Origin of the sequence: Sphingomonas sp. MS122 (genome assembly GCF_049532975.1) — a bacterium.
Lineage (GTDB): Bacteria > Pseudomonadota > Alphaproteobacteria > Sphingomonadales > Sphingomonadaceae > Sphingomonas.
Window position 1 is genome coordinate 412,141 of the sequence record NZ_CP186695.1, and the last position, 13,234, is coordinate 425,374.

14 protein-coding genes are annotated in these 13,234 nt (G+C 68.0%); 10 read left to right on the plus strand and 4 right to left on the minus strand.

The genetic code is table 11. The features are described 5' to 3' along the window. Nucleotides 1-11: 11 nt before the first annotated feature. Together ACO227_RS01900 and ACO227_RS01905 are read right to left on the minus strand one after the other, a co-directional pair. Entirely contained in the window at nucleotides 12-1,811 is a 1,800-nt protein-coding gene (locus ACO227_RS01900; protein WP_423604827.1) for an AMP-dependent synthetase/ligase, read from the minus strand. Between the two features lie 92 nt (nucleotides 1,812-1,903). Further along, a complete protein-coding gene (locus ACO227_RS01905; RefSeq protein WP_423604829.1) occupies nucleotides 1,904-2,893 on the minus strand; it encodes a quinone-dependent dihydroorotate dehydrogenase in 990 nt (329 codons plus the stop codon). 242 nt (nucleotides 2,894-3,135) lie between these two features. On the opposite strand from ACO227_RS01905, the gene ACO227_RS01910 reads away from it, so the two are divergent. The 9 genes from ACO227_RS01910 (at nucleotide 3,136) to ACO227_RS01950 (ending at nucleotide 10,700) form a co-directional block, all read left to right on the plus strand. Beyond that, nucleotides 3,136-3,987: a helix-turn-helix domain-containing protein gene (locus ACO227_RS01910; RefSeq protein ID WP_423604830.1), complete on the plus strand. Its 852-nt coding sequence runs from the start codon at nucleotides 3,136-3,138 to the stop codon at nucleotides 3,985-3,987. Between the two features lie 112 nt (nucleotides 3,988-4,099). Further along, nucleotides 4,100-4,519, plus strand: coding sequence for an SUF system Fe-S cluster assembly regulator (locus tag ACO227_RS01915; RefSeq protein WP_423604832.1), 420 nt, complete (start codon nucleotides 4,100-4,102; stop codon nucleotides 4,517-4,519). Continuing rightward, nucleotides 4,519-5,982 carry a Fe-S cluster assembly protein SufB gene (gene sufB, locus ACO227_RS01920; RefSeq protein WP_423604834.1) on the plus strand — a complete coding sequence of 488 codons (1,464 nt, stop codon included), beginning with the start codon at nucleotides 4,519-4,521 and terminating at the stop codon, nucleotides 5,980-5,982. The genes ACO227_RS01915 and sufB overlap by 1 nt, the downstream gene beginning before the upstream one ends. Before the next feature lie 145 nt (nucleotides 5,983-6,127). After that, nucleotides 6,128-6,619 carry a hypothetical protein gene (locus ACO227_RS01925; protein ID WP_423604836.1) on the plus strand — a complete coding sequence of 164 codons (492 nt, stop codon included), beginning with the start codon at nucleotides 6,128-6,130 and terminating at the stop codon, nucleotides 6,617-6,619. Nucleotides 6,620-6,656: 37 nt separating this feature from the next. Further along, nucleotides 6,657-7,415 (plus strand): Fe-S cluster assembly ATPase SufC, encoded by a 759-nt coding sequence (gene sufC, locus ACO227_RS01930; protein WP_423604838.1) that lies wholly within the window; start codon nucleotides 6,657-6,659, stop codon nucleotides 7,413-7,415. Nucleotides 7,416-7,419: 4 nt separating this feature from the next. Further along, the gene (locus ACO227_RS01935; protein WP_423607431.1) at nucleotides 7,420-8,514 is read left to right on the plus strand and encodes a SufB/SufD family protein; all 1,095 of its coding nucleotides are present in this window, start codon (nucleotides 7,420-7,422) and stop codon (nucleotides 8,512-8,514) included. A 167-nt stretch (nucleotides 8,515-8,681) separates the two neighbouring features. Next, on the plus strand, nucleotides 8,682-9,860 hold the full coding sequence (locus tag ACO227_RS01940) for a cysteine desulfurase (RefSeq protein WP_423604839.1): 1,179 nt from the start codon (nucleotides 8,682-8,684) through the stop codon (nucleotides 9,858-9,860). A 10-nt stretch (nucleotides 9,861-9,870) separates the two neighbouring features. Further along, nucleotides 9,871-10,344, plus strand: a complete 474-nt coding sequence (locus tag ACO227_RS01945; RefSeq protein ID WP_423604840.1) for an SUF system Fe-S cluster assembly protein — start codon at nucleotides 9,871-9,873, stop codon at nucleotides 10,342-10,344. Next, complete coding sequence (locus ACO227_RS01950; protein ID WP_423604842.1) at nucleotides 10,344-10,700, plus strand: HesB/IscA family protein; 357 nt, start codon at nucleotides 10,344-10,346, stop codon at nucleotides 10,698-10,700. Before ACO227_RS01945 ends, ACO227_RS01950 begins: the two co-directional genes overlap by 1 nt. A 451-nt stretch (nucleotides 10,701-11,151) precedes the next feature. Here the strand turns inward: ACO227_RS01950 and ACO227_RS01955 are convergent, their stop codons facing one another. Together ACO227_RS01955 and ACO227_RS01960 are read right to left on the minus strand one after the other, a co-directional pair. Next, on the minus strand, nucleotides 11,152-11,571 hold the full coding sequence (locus ACO227_RS01955; protein ID WP_423604843.1) for a VOC family protein: 420 nt from the start codon (nucleotides 11,569-11,571) through the stop codon (nucleotides 11,152-11,154). Continuing rightward, the gene (locus ACO227_RS01960) at nucleotides 11,571-12,569 is read right to left on the minus strand and encodes a 2-hydroxyacid dehydrogenase (protein WP_423604844.1); all 999 of its coding nucleotides are present in this window, start codon (nucleotides 12,567-12,569) and stop codon (nucleotides 11,571-11,573) included. The genes ACO227_RS01955 and ACO227_RS01960 overlap by 1 nt, the downstream gene beginning before the upstream one ends. Before the next feature lie 96 nt (nucleotides 12,570-12,665). Here ACO227_RS01960 and ACO227_RS01965 point away from each other — a divergent pair, with 96 nt between their 5' ends. Continuing rightward, complete coding sequence (locus ACO227_RS01965; protein ID WP_423607433.1) at nucleotides 12,666-13,154, plus strand: SH3 domain-containing protein; 489 nt, start codon at nucleotides 12,666-12,668, stop codon at nucleotides 13,152-13,154. The last annotated feature ends 80 nt before the right edge of the window (nucleotides 13,155-13,234 follow it).

The window sequence follows — 13,234 nt, forward strand, 5'->3', positions numbered from 1 at the left end:
GGCCGGGCCGGCTAGTTCTTGTAGAGCGCGTCCAGCCGCTCGCCATATACGCGCTTCAGCACATGCCGCCGGATCTTGAGGCTCGGCGTCAGCTGCTCGTTCTCGATCGAGAAGGGCTCGTCGGCGAGGATGAATCGGCGGATGCGCTCGATCACCGACAGGTCCTTGTTCACCCGCTCGACCGCGGCGCCCACCGCAGCGCGATAGTCATGGTCCTGGCGCAGCGCGGCGAGGTCGCATTTCGCGGCATTCTTCGCGCACCATTCCTGGGTCCATTCGGGATCGGGCACGATCACCGCGGTCATGTAGGGCTTGCGGTCGCCGGCGATCATCGCCTGCATGATCTCGGGCTGCAGCGTCAGCATGCCCTCGACCTTCTGCGGCGCGACATTGTCGCCCTTGTCGTTGACGATGATGTCCTTCTTGCGGTCGGTGATCCTGATCCGGCCCTTCTCGTCGATCATCCCGATGTCGCCGGTGTGCAGCCACCCGTCCTTGAGGACGCGGTCGGTCTCCTCCTGGTTGCGCCAGTAGCCGTGCATCACCAGCTCGCCGCGCACCAGGATCTCGCCATCCTCGGCGATCCTGAGCTCGACGCCTTCCAGCGGCGGGCCGACGGTGTCGTGCTTGAGCCCTACCTTGGGCCGGTTGCAGCTGATCACCGGCGCCGCCTCGGTCTGGCCATAGCCCTGCAGGAAGGTGAGCCCCAGGCTCTCGAAGAACACGCCAACCTCGGGATTGAGCGGCGCGCCGCCCGACACCATCGCCTTGATCCGCCCGCCGAAGCGCTTGGCGAGCTTGGGCTTGAGCGTCGCCTTCAGGAACAGGTTCATCGGCTGGTCCCAGATCGGCACCCCGCCCGCCGCCTTCTTGCCGCCGATCGAGACCGCGCGGTCGAGCAGGAAGTTGGCGAACTTGCCCTGCTTCTCGACCTGCTTGGTGATGCGCGTACGCAGAACCTCGAACAGGCGCGGCACCACCACCATGATCGTCGGGCGCACCTCCTCGATATTCGAGGCGAGCTTGTCGAGCCCCTCGGAGTAATAGATCTCCGCCCCCAGCGCGACGGGGAAGTGCTGACCGCCGGTATGCTCATAGGCGTGGGAGAGCGGCAGGAACGACAGGAACACCTCGTCGCCCCAGCCGAAATCCTCGCTGATCAGCGCGCAGCAGCCCTCGCAGTTCATCAGGATCGCGCCATGGTGCTGCATCACGCCGCGCGGGCTCCCGCCGGTGCCGCTGGTGTAGATGATGCAGGCAAGGTCCTCGCGCCGCGCCTTGTCGGCCTCGGCCGCCGCGACCGTCACGTCGGCGGCATTCTCGGCGATCAGCGTCTTCCAGTCATGGAACTCGATCGCGCCGGGCTGGCCAATGCGCATCTCCTCGATCCCGATAACCACATGGCTGTGGCTGCCGGTCGCCCGCAGCACCGCGGGCAGCAGCGTCCTGGCCAGCTTCCCGCTCGACACGATCGTCATCGACGCGCCCGAATTGTCGAGGATGTGCTGGTGGTCGCGCTCGGTGTTGGTGGTGTAGGTCGGCACGGTCACCCCGCCCGCCGCCATGATCGCGAGGTCGCTGATGCACCATTCGGGGCGGTTCTCGCTCACCAGCATCACCCGGTCGCCGGGCTTCAGGCCGAGCTTGCGCAGCGCCGCCGCGAGGCTCGCGACCTGCTTTGCGGTCTCGGCCCAGCTCGTGGGATGCCATTTTCCGCCCGCTTTGGCCCACAGGAACGGCGCATCGCCCTTCGCGCGCGCCCGCGCGAAGAACATCTGCACCAGATTGTCGAACCGTTCGAGCTTGCGCATCCTTGTCCCCAACTCCCCAGCCGCAGGTTCGTGCCCGCGCTTGTTTGAGCGGAGAGCCTAGCGGCCCTGCGGCCAAGCGCAATGCCGCTACGTTACAGCCGCTTGAGGATGCGCCGCACCAGGCCCGGACCTTCGTAGACCAAAGCCGAGTAGAGCTGCACCAGCGCCGCCCCCACCTCTAGCCGCGCCAGCGCCTCCTCGGGCGAGTCGATCCCGCCCACCGCGATCACCGGCAATTGCCCGCCGCTCGCCGACAGCGCCTCGGCCAGCTTGGCCCGCGCCAGCGCCTTGAGCGGCGCGCCCGAGAGCCCGCCGGTCTCCTTCGCCTGTGGCGAGCGCAGCGTGTCGAGCCGCGAGGTCGTGGTGTTGCCCACGATCAACGCGTCGATCCCGTTGTCGAGTGCGGCGCGGACCGCATCGTCCAGCCCCCTGGTGTCGAGATCGGGCGCGACCTTCAGGAACAGCGGGACTCGCCACCCCTCCGCAGTCCGCGCCGCGCTCGCCGCCGCGAGCAGGTCGTCGAGCGCCGGCCGCGATTGCAGGTCGCGCAACCCGGGCGTGTTGGGCGAGCTCACATTGATCGTCACATAATCGGCATGCCGCGCCGCCTTGCCCACGCCCAGCGCATAGTCGGCCACGCGATCGTCGCTGTCCTTGTTCGCCCCGACATTGATGCCGAGCACGCCCCCCAGCTTCCTGGCTCGCCGGGCCGCCTTCACCCGCTCCAGCGCCGCATCGATCCCGCCGTTGTTGAACCCCATGCGGTTCACGACCGCGCGGTCCTCGGCCAGCCGGAACAGCCGCGGCTTGGGGTTGCCGCCTTGCGGGCGCGGGGTCAGCGATCCGATCTCGACCGAGCCGAAGCCGAGGCCGAACAGACCGGCGATCGCCTCGCCGTCCTTGTCCATCCCCGCCGCGAGCCCCACCGGATTCGGGAATTCGAGCCCGGCGATCGTCACCGGCCGCACCCGCGGCACCGCGGCGCCGCCGCCCGCGATCGCCAGCGCGCGGATCGTCAGCCGATGCGCGCGCTCCGCATCGAGCGCGAACAGCGCCGGACGGATCAGGTCATAGGCGCTCACCGGATTTTGCCGCGTTGCAATATTTGCATGTTAAAACCTTGTAGCAATGTCGAATTTCTCCAAGACCGACTCAGCGAGCCGAGTCTAGACAATCCATGCGACCTGAGGAGCTTCAACAGGGGCTTCTGGAACTAAGCTCGGCGGGAGTCACCTCCCGTCGAGCCTTTTTCGCGATTCCTTAGGCGCTTCCCCTTCCGCCGGAACGAGCGTACCCTGCACCCACCGCAGTTGGGGAGCGTTCGATGACGGCGGTTCAACTGGAATATGCGGTCCCGGCCGAGGGCATAGCGGATCTGATCACGCTGTTCTACCATTTCCGGGCGGAGGTCCCGCTATTGGAGGACACCGAGCGCGCGGATCATGCCCAGCTCCGCTTCCGCATCTCGGAGGGCGCCGCCGAGTACCGCATGCCCGACGGCAGCACCCAGGTCGCGCCGCCAATCCACGTCATCGGGCCCACCAGCGGCGCGATGCAGGTCAAGGTCGTCGGCCCGATCCACGCCTTTGGCTGCGGGATCACCCCGGCGGGCTGGGCCGCGCTGATCGGCAACGACGCGTCGACCATGCTCAACTGCGTTCTCGATGCCCGCGACCTGTTCGGCCCCGCCGTCGACGAGACGATGGTCCGGCTCACGCAGGCCCCCGATACGCAAGCGATGGTCGCCATCGCGGAGGATCTGATCGCGAGCCTGGCGCGCGCGCATTCGCCCGATGCGGCGTTCGTGCGGCTGGTCGACGAATGGCTGGCCGCCTGCGCCTCGCCCGAGATCGATGCCCTGACCGCCGTCACCGGCCTCTCGCACCGCCAGGTCGAACGCAAGTGCAAGGCGCTCTACGGCGCCCCGCCCAAGCTGCTCGCGCGCAAGTACCGCGCGCTCAAGGCTGCGGTGGCGTTCGCCGAGCGCAAGGTGACGCTCGACGAGTTGCTCGAGCGCGGCTTCTACGACCAGTCGCATCTCATCAACGAGATGAAGCAGTTCACCGGCTGGACCCCGCGCCAGCTCCAGGAGCAGCCGACCCTGCTCGCCCAGCTCACCATCTCGCAGCGCAGCGCCCTGCAGGGCCAGGTCAATCCGCTGATCAGCGATACCTGACCCTCCCCCGCCCCAAGCAAGGCGCGGGTTGACGCGACGGGTCACCGCGCCCACATGGCCAATCGGAACGAATCATTCCGATTTGAGAACCGTTCGCAACTGCGAAGGAAGAATGCGACTTTCGGCCCAGACTGACTATGCTGTCGTGATGCTGTCCGCCGCTGCCCGCCATTGCGGCGTCAGTGGCCGGCTCAACGCGACGCTGCTCGCCGACGAGACCGGGCTTCCCCTCCCCACCGTCCAGAAGCTGGTCAGCCGCCTCTCCGCCGCCGGCCTCATCGAATCCGCGCGCGGCACCGGCGGCGGCTTCCGCCTCGCGCGGCCGCCCGCCGCGATCAGCCTCGCCGACATCGTCGAGGCGATCGAGGGGCCGATCACCCTCACCGCCTGCGTCGATCACGGCCGCCACGATTGCTGCATCGAGGCGAGCTGCCGCGTGAAGCCGCACTGGAACGCGGTCAACGGCGCGGTCCGCTCGACGCTTGCCGGCGTCACCCTCGCCACCCTCTCGACCCAGCCGGAACCCGCCTGATGGCCACCAAGAATGCCGAGGCGCTCGCCGCCGCCAACAAGAAGTACGAATGGGGCTTCGCGTCCGACGTCGAGCAGGAGTTCGCGCCCAAGGGGCTGAACGAGGATACCGTCCGCTACATCTCGGCCAAGAAGAACGAGCCCGAATGGATGCTCGAATGGCGGCTCAAGGCGTTCCGCCTGTGGCTGACGATGGCGCCGCCCGACTGGGCCAAGCTCAATATCCCGCCGATCGACTATCAGGACGCCTATTACTACGCCGAGCCCAAGGCGAAGAAGACGATCCAGTCGCTCGACGATCTCGATCCCGAGATCCGCCGCACCTATGAGAAGCTCGGCATCCCGATCGAGGAGCAGAAGGTGCTCGCCGGGGTCGAGGGCGCGCGCAAGGTCGCGGTCGACGCGGTGTTCGACAGCGTCAGCGTCGCCACCACCTTCCGCGAGGAGCTCAAGGCCGCCGGCGTCATCTTCCTCTCGATCAGCGAGGCGATCCGCGAATATCCCGAGCTGGTGAAGAAGTGGCTCGGCAAGGTCGTGCCGCAGCACGACAACTACTTCGCGACGCTCAACAGCGCGGTCTTCTCCGACGGCACCTTCGTCTATGTGCCCGAGGGCGTTCGCTGCCCGATGGAGCTGTCGACCTATTTCCGCATCAACGCCGAGAATACCGGCCAGTTCGAGCGCACGCTGATCGTCGCCGACAAGGGCGCCTATGTCAGCTACCTCGAAGGCTGCACCGCCCCGATGCGCGACGAGAACCAGCTGCACGCGGCCGTGGTCGAGCTGGTCGCGCTCGACGATGCCGAGATCAAGTACAGCACGGTCCAGAACTGGTATCCGGGCGACGAGAACGGCGTCGGCGGCATCTACAATTTCGTGACCAAGCGCGCGCTGTGCCAGGGCAGGAACTCCAAGGTCAGCTGGACCCAGGTCGAGACCGGCAGCGCGATCACCTGGAAATACCCCAGCTGCGTCCTCGCGGGCGAGAACAGCGTCGGCGAATTCTACTCGGTCGCGGTGACCAACAACCGCCAGCAGGCCGATACCGGCACCAAGATGATCCATCTCGGCAAGGGGTCGCGCTCGACGATCGTGTCGAAGGGCATCTCGGCCGGCCGCAGCGACAACACCTATCGCGGCCTCGTCCGCGTCGGCCCGACCGCGGAGAATGTCCGCAACTTCACCCAGTGCGACAGCCTGCTGCTCGGCGACCAGTGCGGCGCCCACACCGTCCCGTATATCGAGGTGCGCAACCCCTCTGCCCAGATCGAGCACGAGGCGACCACCTCGAAGATCAGCGAGGACCAGCTCTTCTACGCGATGCAGCGCGGCCTCGACCAGGAAGCCGCGGTCGCGCTGATCGTCAACGGCTTCGCCAAGGAAGTGCTTCAGCAGCTCCCGATGGAGTTCGCGGTCGAAGCGCAGAAGCTGCTGGGGATTTCGCTCGAAGGCTCGGTCGGATAATGTTCTCCGTCCACCCCTCCTTCTTCTACCGTCATGCTGAACTTGTTTCAGCGTCCATCGTGCCACCGGCGGCTCAGCCCCCTGTGGAGAAATGGACCCTGAAACAAGTTCAGGGCGACGGAGCATGTGGGGATGAGCGCCCGTGATGATCGCATCACTCGTCCTCCTTCTCGCGTCCCAGCAGGCGGCCACCACACCGCCAGCCGAGGAATATGAGGAAGTGGTGGTCACCGCGACCGCCGGCCGCGTCGCGCTCGTCTTCGACAAGGCCACCGACGGCCGCCTGATCAACTGCCGCGTATTCAAGTCGAGCGGCGTCGCCACGGTCGACGCCCGCGCCTGCACCTCGCTCCCCGATTGCGTGACCTCGACCAAGGGCCAGCAATTCTGCGGCAAGGGCAACATCGCCCTCGTCGCGGTCGAGCCCAAGGCGCAGCCCGACGAGCCCAGGCTCGGCCTCGGCGCCACGCTCAAGCCGGAAGCGCCCAAGATGCCCGCCGTCGGCCCGCTGGTGACCGGCCAGGCGGACGACGACGCCAACCGCCTCGGCAAGCTCCCGCCGCCGCCGCGCGACAACACCACCGAACCCTCGATCCGCTTCGGCGCTCCGGCGACGACGGAAGACAGGCCGCAATGAACCCCGCCGATCCTATTTCCGGAAAGCACGACCGCACATGCTCGTAATCGACAACCTCCACGCCGAAGTCGACGGCAAGCCGATTCTCAAGGGCCTCTCGCTCAGCGTGAACGCGGGCGAGGTGCACGCGATCATGGGCCCCAACGGCGCGGGCAAGTCGACGCTCGGCTATGTCCTGGGCGGCCGCCCCGGCTATGAGGTGACCCAGGGTAGCGTGACCTTCGACGGCCCAGAAAACCAAAAGCTGGACCTGCTCGAGCTCGAGCCGCACGCGCGCGCCGCCGCGGGCCTGTTCCTCGGCTTCCAGTATCCGGTCGAGATTCCCGGTGTCTCCAACGTCCAGTTCCTGCGCGAGAGCCTCAACAGCCAGCGCCGCGCGCGCGGCGAGGCGCCGCTGTCGGGCGGCGACTTCCTCAAGCTCGCCCGCGCCCAGGCCGGCGCGCTCGAGATGGACGCCGAGATGCTCAAGCGCCCGGTCAATGTCGGCTTCTCGGGCGGCGAGAAGAAGCGCAACGAGATGGTCCAGATGGGGATCCTCGACCCCAAGTTCGCGGTGCTCGACGAGACCGACTCCGGCCTCGACATCGACGCGCTGCGCATCGTCGGCGACGGGATCAACCGCATCATGCGCGCGCCCGGCAAGGCAGTGCTGCTGATCACCCACTACCAGCGGCTGCTCGACTATGTGAAGCCCGACCAGGTCCATGTCCTCGCCGATGGGCGCATCGTCCGCTCGGGCGGCCCGGAACTCGCGCACGAGCTCGAGGCGCAGGGCTATGCGCAGGTGGCGGCCTGAGGCGATGCGCACGCTCACCCTGCCCTCCCCGCGCGAGGAAGCGTGGCGCTGGAGCGACCTCGACACGCTCCGCGCCGCCGCCGACACCGCGCCCGAAGCGACCGGAATCGATCCCGCCGCGCTGTTCCTCGACATACCGGGCCCGCGCCTGCTGTTCGTCGATGGCGCGTTCGAGCCCGCGCATTCGCGTCCCGGTCCGGTCCAGCTCACGCGCCTCGAAATGACCGGCGACCACCCGCTCGGCCAGCTCGCGCAGGGCGAGGGCTGGGTGCTGCGCCTCGACGCGCAGGCCGCGACCGACCCGGTCCAGATCGTCCATCTCGGCACCGGCGGCGAGAGCCATCTGCCCGCGCGCATCGACATGGCCGACGACGCGGTCGCGACCGTGGTGGAGACCTATGCCGGCCGCGGCTGGGCCAACCGCCTGGTCCATGCCTCGCTCGGCAAGGGCGCCCGCCTGATGCGCGCGGTCCGCCTGCTGCAGGATGAGGGCTTCGTCTCGCTCCGCGACGAGGCCCGCATCGGCGAGGCCGCGAGCTACGTGTCCACCTTCCTCGGTGCCGGCGGCCAGAAAGGACAATGCGGCAGCCGCATCGACGGCGCGCTCACCCTCGACGGCCCCGGCGCTTATGCCGAGATGGGCGGCGCGCTCCTCACCCGCGCCGAGCAGAAGCAGGAAGCCGCGGTCGTCCTGCGTCACGCCGAGCCCGAGGGCACCAGCCGCCAGGTCTGGCGCGCGGTCGCCGCCGACGCCTCGACCGCCAGCCTCGCCGCCCGCGCCGAGGTCGCCCGTCACGCGCAGAAGACCGATGGCGAGCAGTCGCTGCGCGGCCTGCTCCTGAAGCGCACCGCGACGGTGAACCTCAAGCCCGAGCTCGAGATCTTCGCCGACGACGTGAAATGTGCCCACGGCGCCACCGTTGGCGAGCTCGACGCCAGGGCGCTGTTCTACATGCAGTCGCGCGGCATCGACGAGGCGCGCGCCAAGGCGCTGCTCACGCACGCCTTCGTCGCCGACGCGCTCGATCGCATCGGCGACGAGGCGGTGCGCACGGCGTTCGCGGCCGATGCGGAGCAATGGCTGGAGGCTGCGCTGTGAGTTCGGAAAATCATATCCTCCCCGGCACGGAGAGGGGGACCGCTGCCGAAGGCAGTGGTGGAGGGGGCTCGCCACGCAGCGAGTCGCCCGTGGAAGCCCCCCTCCACCAGCCCGCGGCTGGCCCCCCTCCCCGTGCCGGGGAGGATAGGCAGACTCGACCCCTCGACGTGCTCGCCGACTTCCCCGCGATCCCCGCCGGCTGGGCCTATCTCGACACCGCCGCGACCTCGCAGAAGCCGCAGCCGGTGATCGACGCGATCACCCGCGCCTATGACACCACCTATGCGACGGTGCATCGCGGCGTGTACCAGCGCTCGGCCGACATGACCCTCGCCTACGAAGCCGCACGCCGCCGCGTCGCGCGCTTCATCGGCGGGCAGGAGAACGAAATCGTCTTCGTGCGCGGCGCCACCGAAGGCATCAACCTCGTCGCGCAATGCTGGGCGGGCACGCAGCTCCAGCCCGGCGACCGCATCCTGCTCAGCCAGCTCGAGCATCACTCGAACATCGTGCCCTGGCAGATGGTCGCCGAGCGCACCGGTGCCGCGATCGACGTGATCCCGCTGACCGAGGACCACCGCATCGATCTCGACGCGATGGAGCGGATGCTGACCCCACAGCACAAGCTGGTCGCGCTCGCCCATGTCTCGAACGTGCTCGGCTCGGTGCTCGACGCCAAGCGCGCCGCCGCGCTCGCCCATGCCGTCGGCGCCAAGCTGCTGCTCGACGGCTGCCAGGCGGTGCCGCGCCTGCCCGTGAACGTCGCCCAGCTCGACTGCGACTTCTACGTCTTCTCGGGCCACAAGCTCTATGGTCCGACCGGGATCGGCGTGCTGTGGGGCCGCTACGAGCTGCTCGACGCGATGCCCCCCTATCAGGGCGGCGGCTCGATGATCGACCGCGTGACCTTCGCCAGGACGACCTACGCCCCCCCGCCCGGGCGATTCGAGGCGGGCACGCCGCACATCGTCGGTGTCGTCGGCCTCCACGCCGCGATCGACTATGTCGATCGCATCGGCCTCGACCGCATCCATGCGCACGAGACCGCCTTGGTCGCCCGCACGCGTGAGGCGCTGGCCGGGCTCAACAGCGTCCGCATCTTCGGCCCCGCCGACAGCGCCGGCATCGTCAGCTTCGAGGTCGAGGGGGTGCATCCGCACGACGTCGCCACCATATTGGACGAAGCCGATGTCGCGATCCGCGCGGGCCATCACTGCGCGCAGCCGCTGATGGACGTGCTGGGCGTGACGGCCACTGCCCGCGCCAGCTTCGGCGTCTACAATGGCGCGGCGGACATCGAAGCATTGGTCAAGGGTATCGAGCGAGTGAGTCGGATTTTTGGATAGGGATTTTCGGGTGAACGAGGCAGGCAAGATCGAGGTCGAGGAAGTGTCCGCGGTGACGCCGCCGCCCCGTGCGCGCGTCGAGGACGCCGAAACCCCGCGCGACACGTTCGAGCGCAAGCGCGACTATCTCGACGGCTTCCTCTCGCAGAAGCCGTCCGATCTTCCCGCCGGCGAGCCCGGCGGCGCGACCTATGACGCGATCATCGACGCGCTCAAGGAGATCTACGATCCCGAGATCCCGGTGAACATCTACGACCTCGGCTTGATCTACAATGTCGAGGTGACCACCGACGGCCATGCCGTGGTGACGATGACGCTCACCACCCCGCACTGCCCCGTCGCCGAATCGATGCCGGGCGAGGTCGAACTGCGCGTCGGCGCGGTCCCGGGCGTCGGCCATGCCGAGGTCAACCTCGTCTGGGACCCGCCCTGGGACCCGCAGAAGATGAGCGACGAGGCCCGGCTCGAACTGGGGATGCTATGATGACCGACGTCAAGACCCGCGCCCGTCCCGCCGCGATCCTGCTGACCCCTGCTGCCGAAACGCGTATCGCCGACCTCATGTCGCGCGCGCCCGAGGGCGCGATCGGCGTCAAGCTCTCGACCCCGCGCCGCGGCTGCTCGGGACTCGCCTATTCGGTCGATTACGTCACCGCCGCGAACCCGATGGACGAGCGCATCGACACGCCCGGCGGCACGCTGTTCGTCGATGGCGGCTCGGTGCTCTACCTGATCGGCTCGACGATGGACTGGGTCGAGGACGACTTCACCGCCGGCTTCGTCTTCAACAACCCCAATGCCAAGGGCGCATGCGGCTGCGGCGAGAGCTTCACTGTCTGACGAAGCCCCAAAGTCCAAGGCAGCAAAAAACGCGGCCATCACCGCCGCGGTGCTGCTCGCGCCCGGCGGCTTCATCCTCGGCGGGCTGCTGGTCGCGCGTGCGCTGAAGAAGCGCCGCGCGGCGAAAGATGCGGCCCCGTAAATCCTCCCCGCCAGGGGGAGGATTGGAAGCTCCCTTTCCTCTTGCAATGTTGGAATTCGCCTGCTGCACTTCGGCTGGCGGGCCCATGTCCCGGCCGCCCTTTGGACCGTGGATCACCCGCCGTGCGAACCCGTCGAATCTGTCAACTTCGTCAACTCCGCGGGCGCTCGCGATAGTGTAAAGCTAGTGTAAAGTTTCAGCCCGCGGACGCCTTGATCGCTTCCCCTGGCCCCGCCGCCGGGCCCAAAATACGATATGCGATAGCCCAGCCCGAAAGGGGAGGATTGAGGTCGGCGCTCCATCCGGAGCCTATACCGCGAACAGCTGTCCGATATCCTTGAATGCCTTGAACTCCAGCGCATTGCCCGCCGGGTCGAAGAAGAACATCGTCGCCTGCTCTCCCGGCTTGCCGGCAAAGCGCACATGCGGCTCGATCACGAACTCGGTGCCCGCCCCGCGCAGCCTGTCGGCGAGCGCGTGCCACGCGTCCCAATCGAGCACCAGCCCGAAATGCGGCACCGGCACCGCATCGCCATCCACAGCATTCCGCGTCCGCACTCCGGCGCCCTCGCCTTTATGCAGCACCAGCTGGTGGCCGTGGAAATCGAAGTCGATCCAGTGCCCCGGATCCTCGCGCCCCTGCGGACAGCCAAGCAGCTCGCCATAGAATGCGCGGCCCGCTTCCAGATCATCGACGGGAATCGCGAGGTGGAACAGCGGCACCGTCATCACATCCATCCTTCCAGCACCTGATCGGGCGGACGGTGGCCGTCGGCCCAGAAACGGATATTGGCGATCACCTTCTCGCCGGTCGCCTGGCGTCCCTCATAGGTCGCCGAGCCCATGTGCGGGGTCATCACGACATTGGGCAAGGCGAGCAGCCGCGGGTCGATCTGCGGCTCGAACCGCCAGACGTCGAGCCCCGCCCCAGCCAGCCGCCCCGCCTCCAGCGCGTCGACCATCGCCTCCTCGTCGACGATCCCGCCGCGCGAGGCGTTGATGAGATAGACCTGCGGCCCGAGCAGCCCGATCCGCCGCGCGTCGATCAGGTCGCGGCTCTCGTCGTTGAGCGGGGTATGGATCGTCAATATGTCGATCTCGCGGAGCATCGCGTCGAGATCGCCATGCCAGGTCGCGCCCAGCTCGGCCTCGACCACCTCGGGCAGCCGGTGACGGTTGTGATAGTGGATCGAGAGGCCGAACGCCCGCGCGCGCCGCGCAACCGCCTGGCCGATCCGCCCCATGCCGACGATGCCGAGCTTCTTGCCGCCGATGCGGTGCCCCAGCATCCCGCCCGGCGACCAGCCCTTCCACTGGCCAGAGCGCACCAATTTCTCGCCCTCGGCCAGCCGCCGCGGCACCGCGATGATCAGCGCCATCACCATGTCGGCGGTATCCTCGGTCAGCACGCCAGGGGTGTTGGTGACGACGATCCCGCGCGCCCGCGCCGCCTTGAGGTCGATATGGTTCACGCCCGCACCGAAATTGGCGATCAGCTTCAGTCGCTCGCCCGCGTGCGCGATCAGCTCGGCGTCGATCGCGTCGGTCACGGTCGGCACCAGCACGTCGCAGTCCGCCAGCGCCGCCTTCAGCGCCGCGCGGTCCATCGCCGCGTCCGACTGGTTGAGCTGCGTATCGAACAGCTCGCCCATCCGCGCCGCGATTGCATCGGGCAGTTCGCGGGTGACGATCACCCGGGGCCGGGCGGGTCGGGGCGGCTGTGCCATGAAGGATCGCTTGGCCCGCCGGCAAGCGCCAGTCAACGGTTGATGCGGCCCACCCGTGCGCCCTAGAGTGACGTCACGGATTCATCGGGGGAAATGATGCGGTTGCGGACGGTGCTCGGAATGGTGGTCGCGATGGCGCTCGGCGTCGGCGCGATGGCCGAGGCATGGGCCCAGCAGCGCAAGCCGCCCTATTTCGCCTCGATCAGTGCGAGCAAGGCCTATATGCGCACCGGCCCGGGCCGCAATTACCCCGCCAGCTGGCTCTACCAGCGCGCCGATCTGCCGGTGAAGGTGGTCGAGATCTATAACGACTGGCGCAAGGTCGAGGATCCCGACGGCACGCAGGGTTGGGTGCAGGTCGCCCTGCTCTCCAGCCAGCGTACCGCGATCGTGGTCGGCGCGGTGGTCGAGATGCGCGACGATCCGCGCTTCAACGCCCGCATCAACTGGCGCGCCGCGCCCGGCGTGGTCGGCCGCATCAGCAAGTGTCAGCGCGGCTGGTGCTGGTTCGACGTCAAGGGCCGCGGCGGCTATGTCGAGCAGAACCGCATCTGGGGCACCGATCCGGGCGAAGAGGTGCCCTGAGCCCGCCGCACGCTCATTTACTCCGACAAAACTTGCGGCTATGCGCCCATGCAGCTAGCCTGATCCGCGCGATCATGCGC

Coding starts and splice junctions, on each gene's coding strand:
- ACO227_RS01900 (WP_423604827.1), bottom strand. CDS start 1,811: ATGCGCAAGCTCGAACGGTTCGACAATCTGGTGCAGATGTTCTTCGCG.
- ACO227_RS01910 (WP_423604830.1), top strand. CDS start 3,136: ATGACGGCGGTTCAACTGGAATATGCGGTCCCGGCCGAGGGCATAGCG.
- ACO227_RS01915 (WP_423604832.1), top strand. CDS start 4,100: ATGCGACTTTCGGCCCAGACTGACTATGCTGTCGTGATGCTGTCCGCC.
- sufB (WP_423604834.1), top strand. CDS start 4,519: ATGGCCACCAAGAATGCCGAGGCGCTCGCCGCCGCCAACAAGAAGTAC.
- ACO227_RS01925 (WP_423604836.1), top strand. CDS start 6,128: ATGATCGCATCACTCGTCCTCCTTCTCGCGTCCCAGCAGGCGGCCACC.
- sufC (WP_423604838.1), top strand. CDS start 6,657: ATGCTCGTAATCGACAACCTCCACGCCGAAGTCGACGGCAAGCCGATT.
- ACO227_RS01935 (WP_423607431.1), top strand. CDS start 7,420: ATGCGCACGCTCACCCTGCCCTCCCCGCGCGAGGAAGCGTGGCGCTGG.
- ACO227_RS01950 (WP_423604842.1), top strand. CDS start 10,344: ATGACCGACGTCAAGACCCGCGCCCGTCCCGCCGCGATCCTGCTGACC.
- ACO227_RS01955 (WP_423604843.1), bottom strand. CDS start 11,571: ATGACGGTGCCGCTGTTCCACCTCGCGATTCCCGTCGATGATCTGGAA.
- ACO227_RS01960 (WP_423604844.1), bottom strand. CDS start 12,569: ATGGCACAGCCGCCCCGACCCGCCCGGCCCCGGGTGATCGTCACCCGC.
- ACO227_RS01965 (WP_423607433.1), top strand. CDS start 12,666: ATGCGGTTGCGGACGGTGCTCGGAATGGTGGTCGCGATGGCGCTCGGC.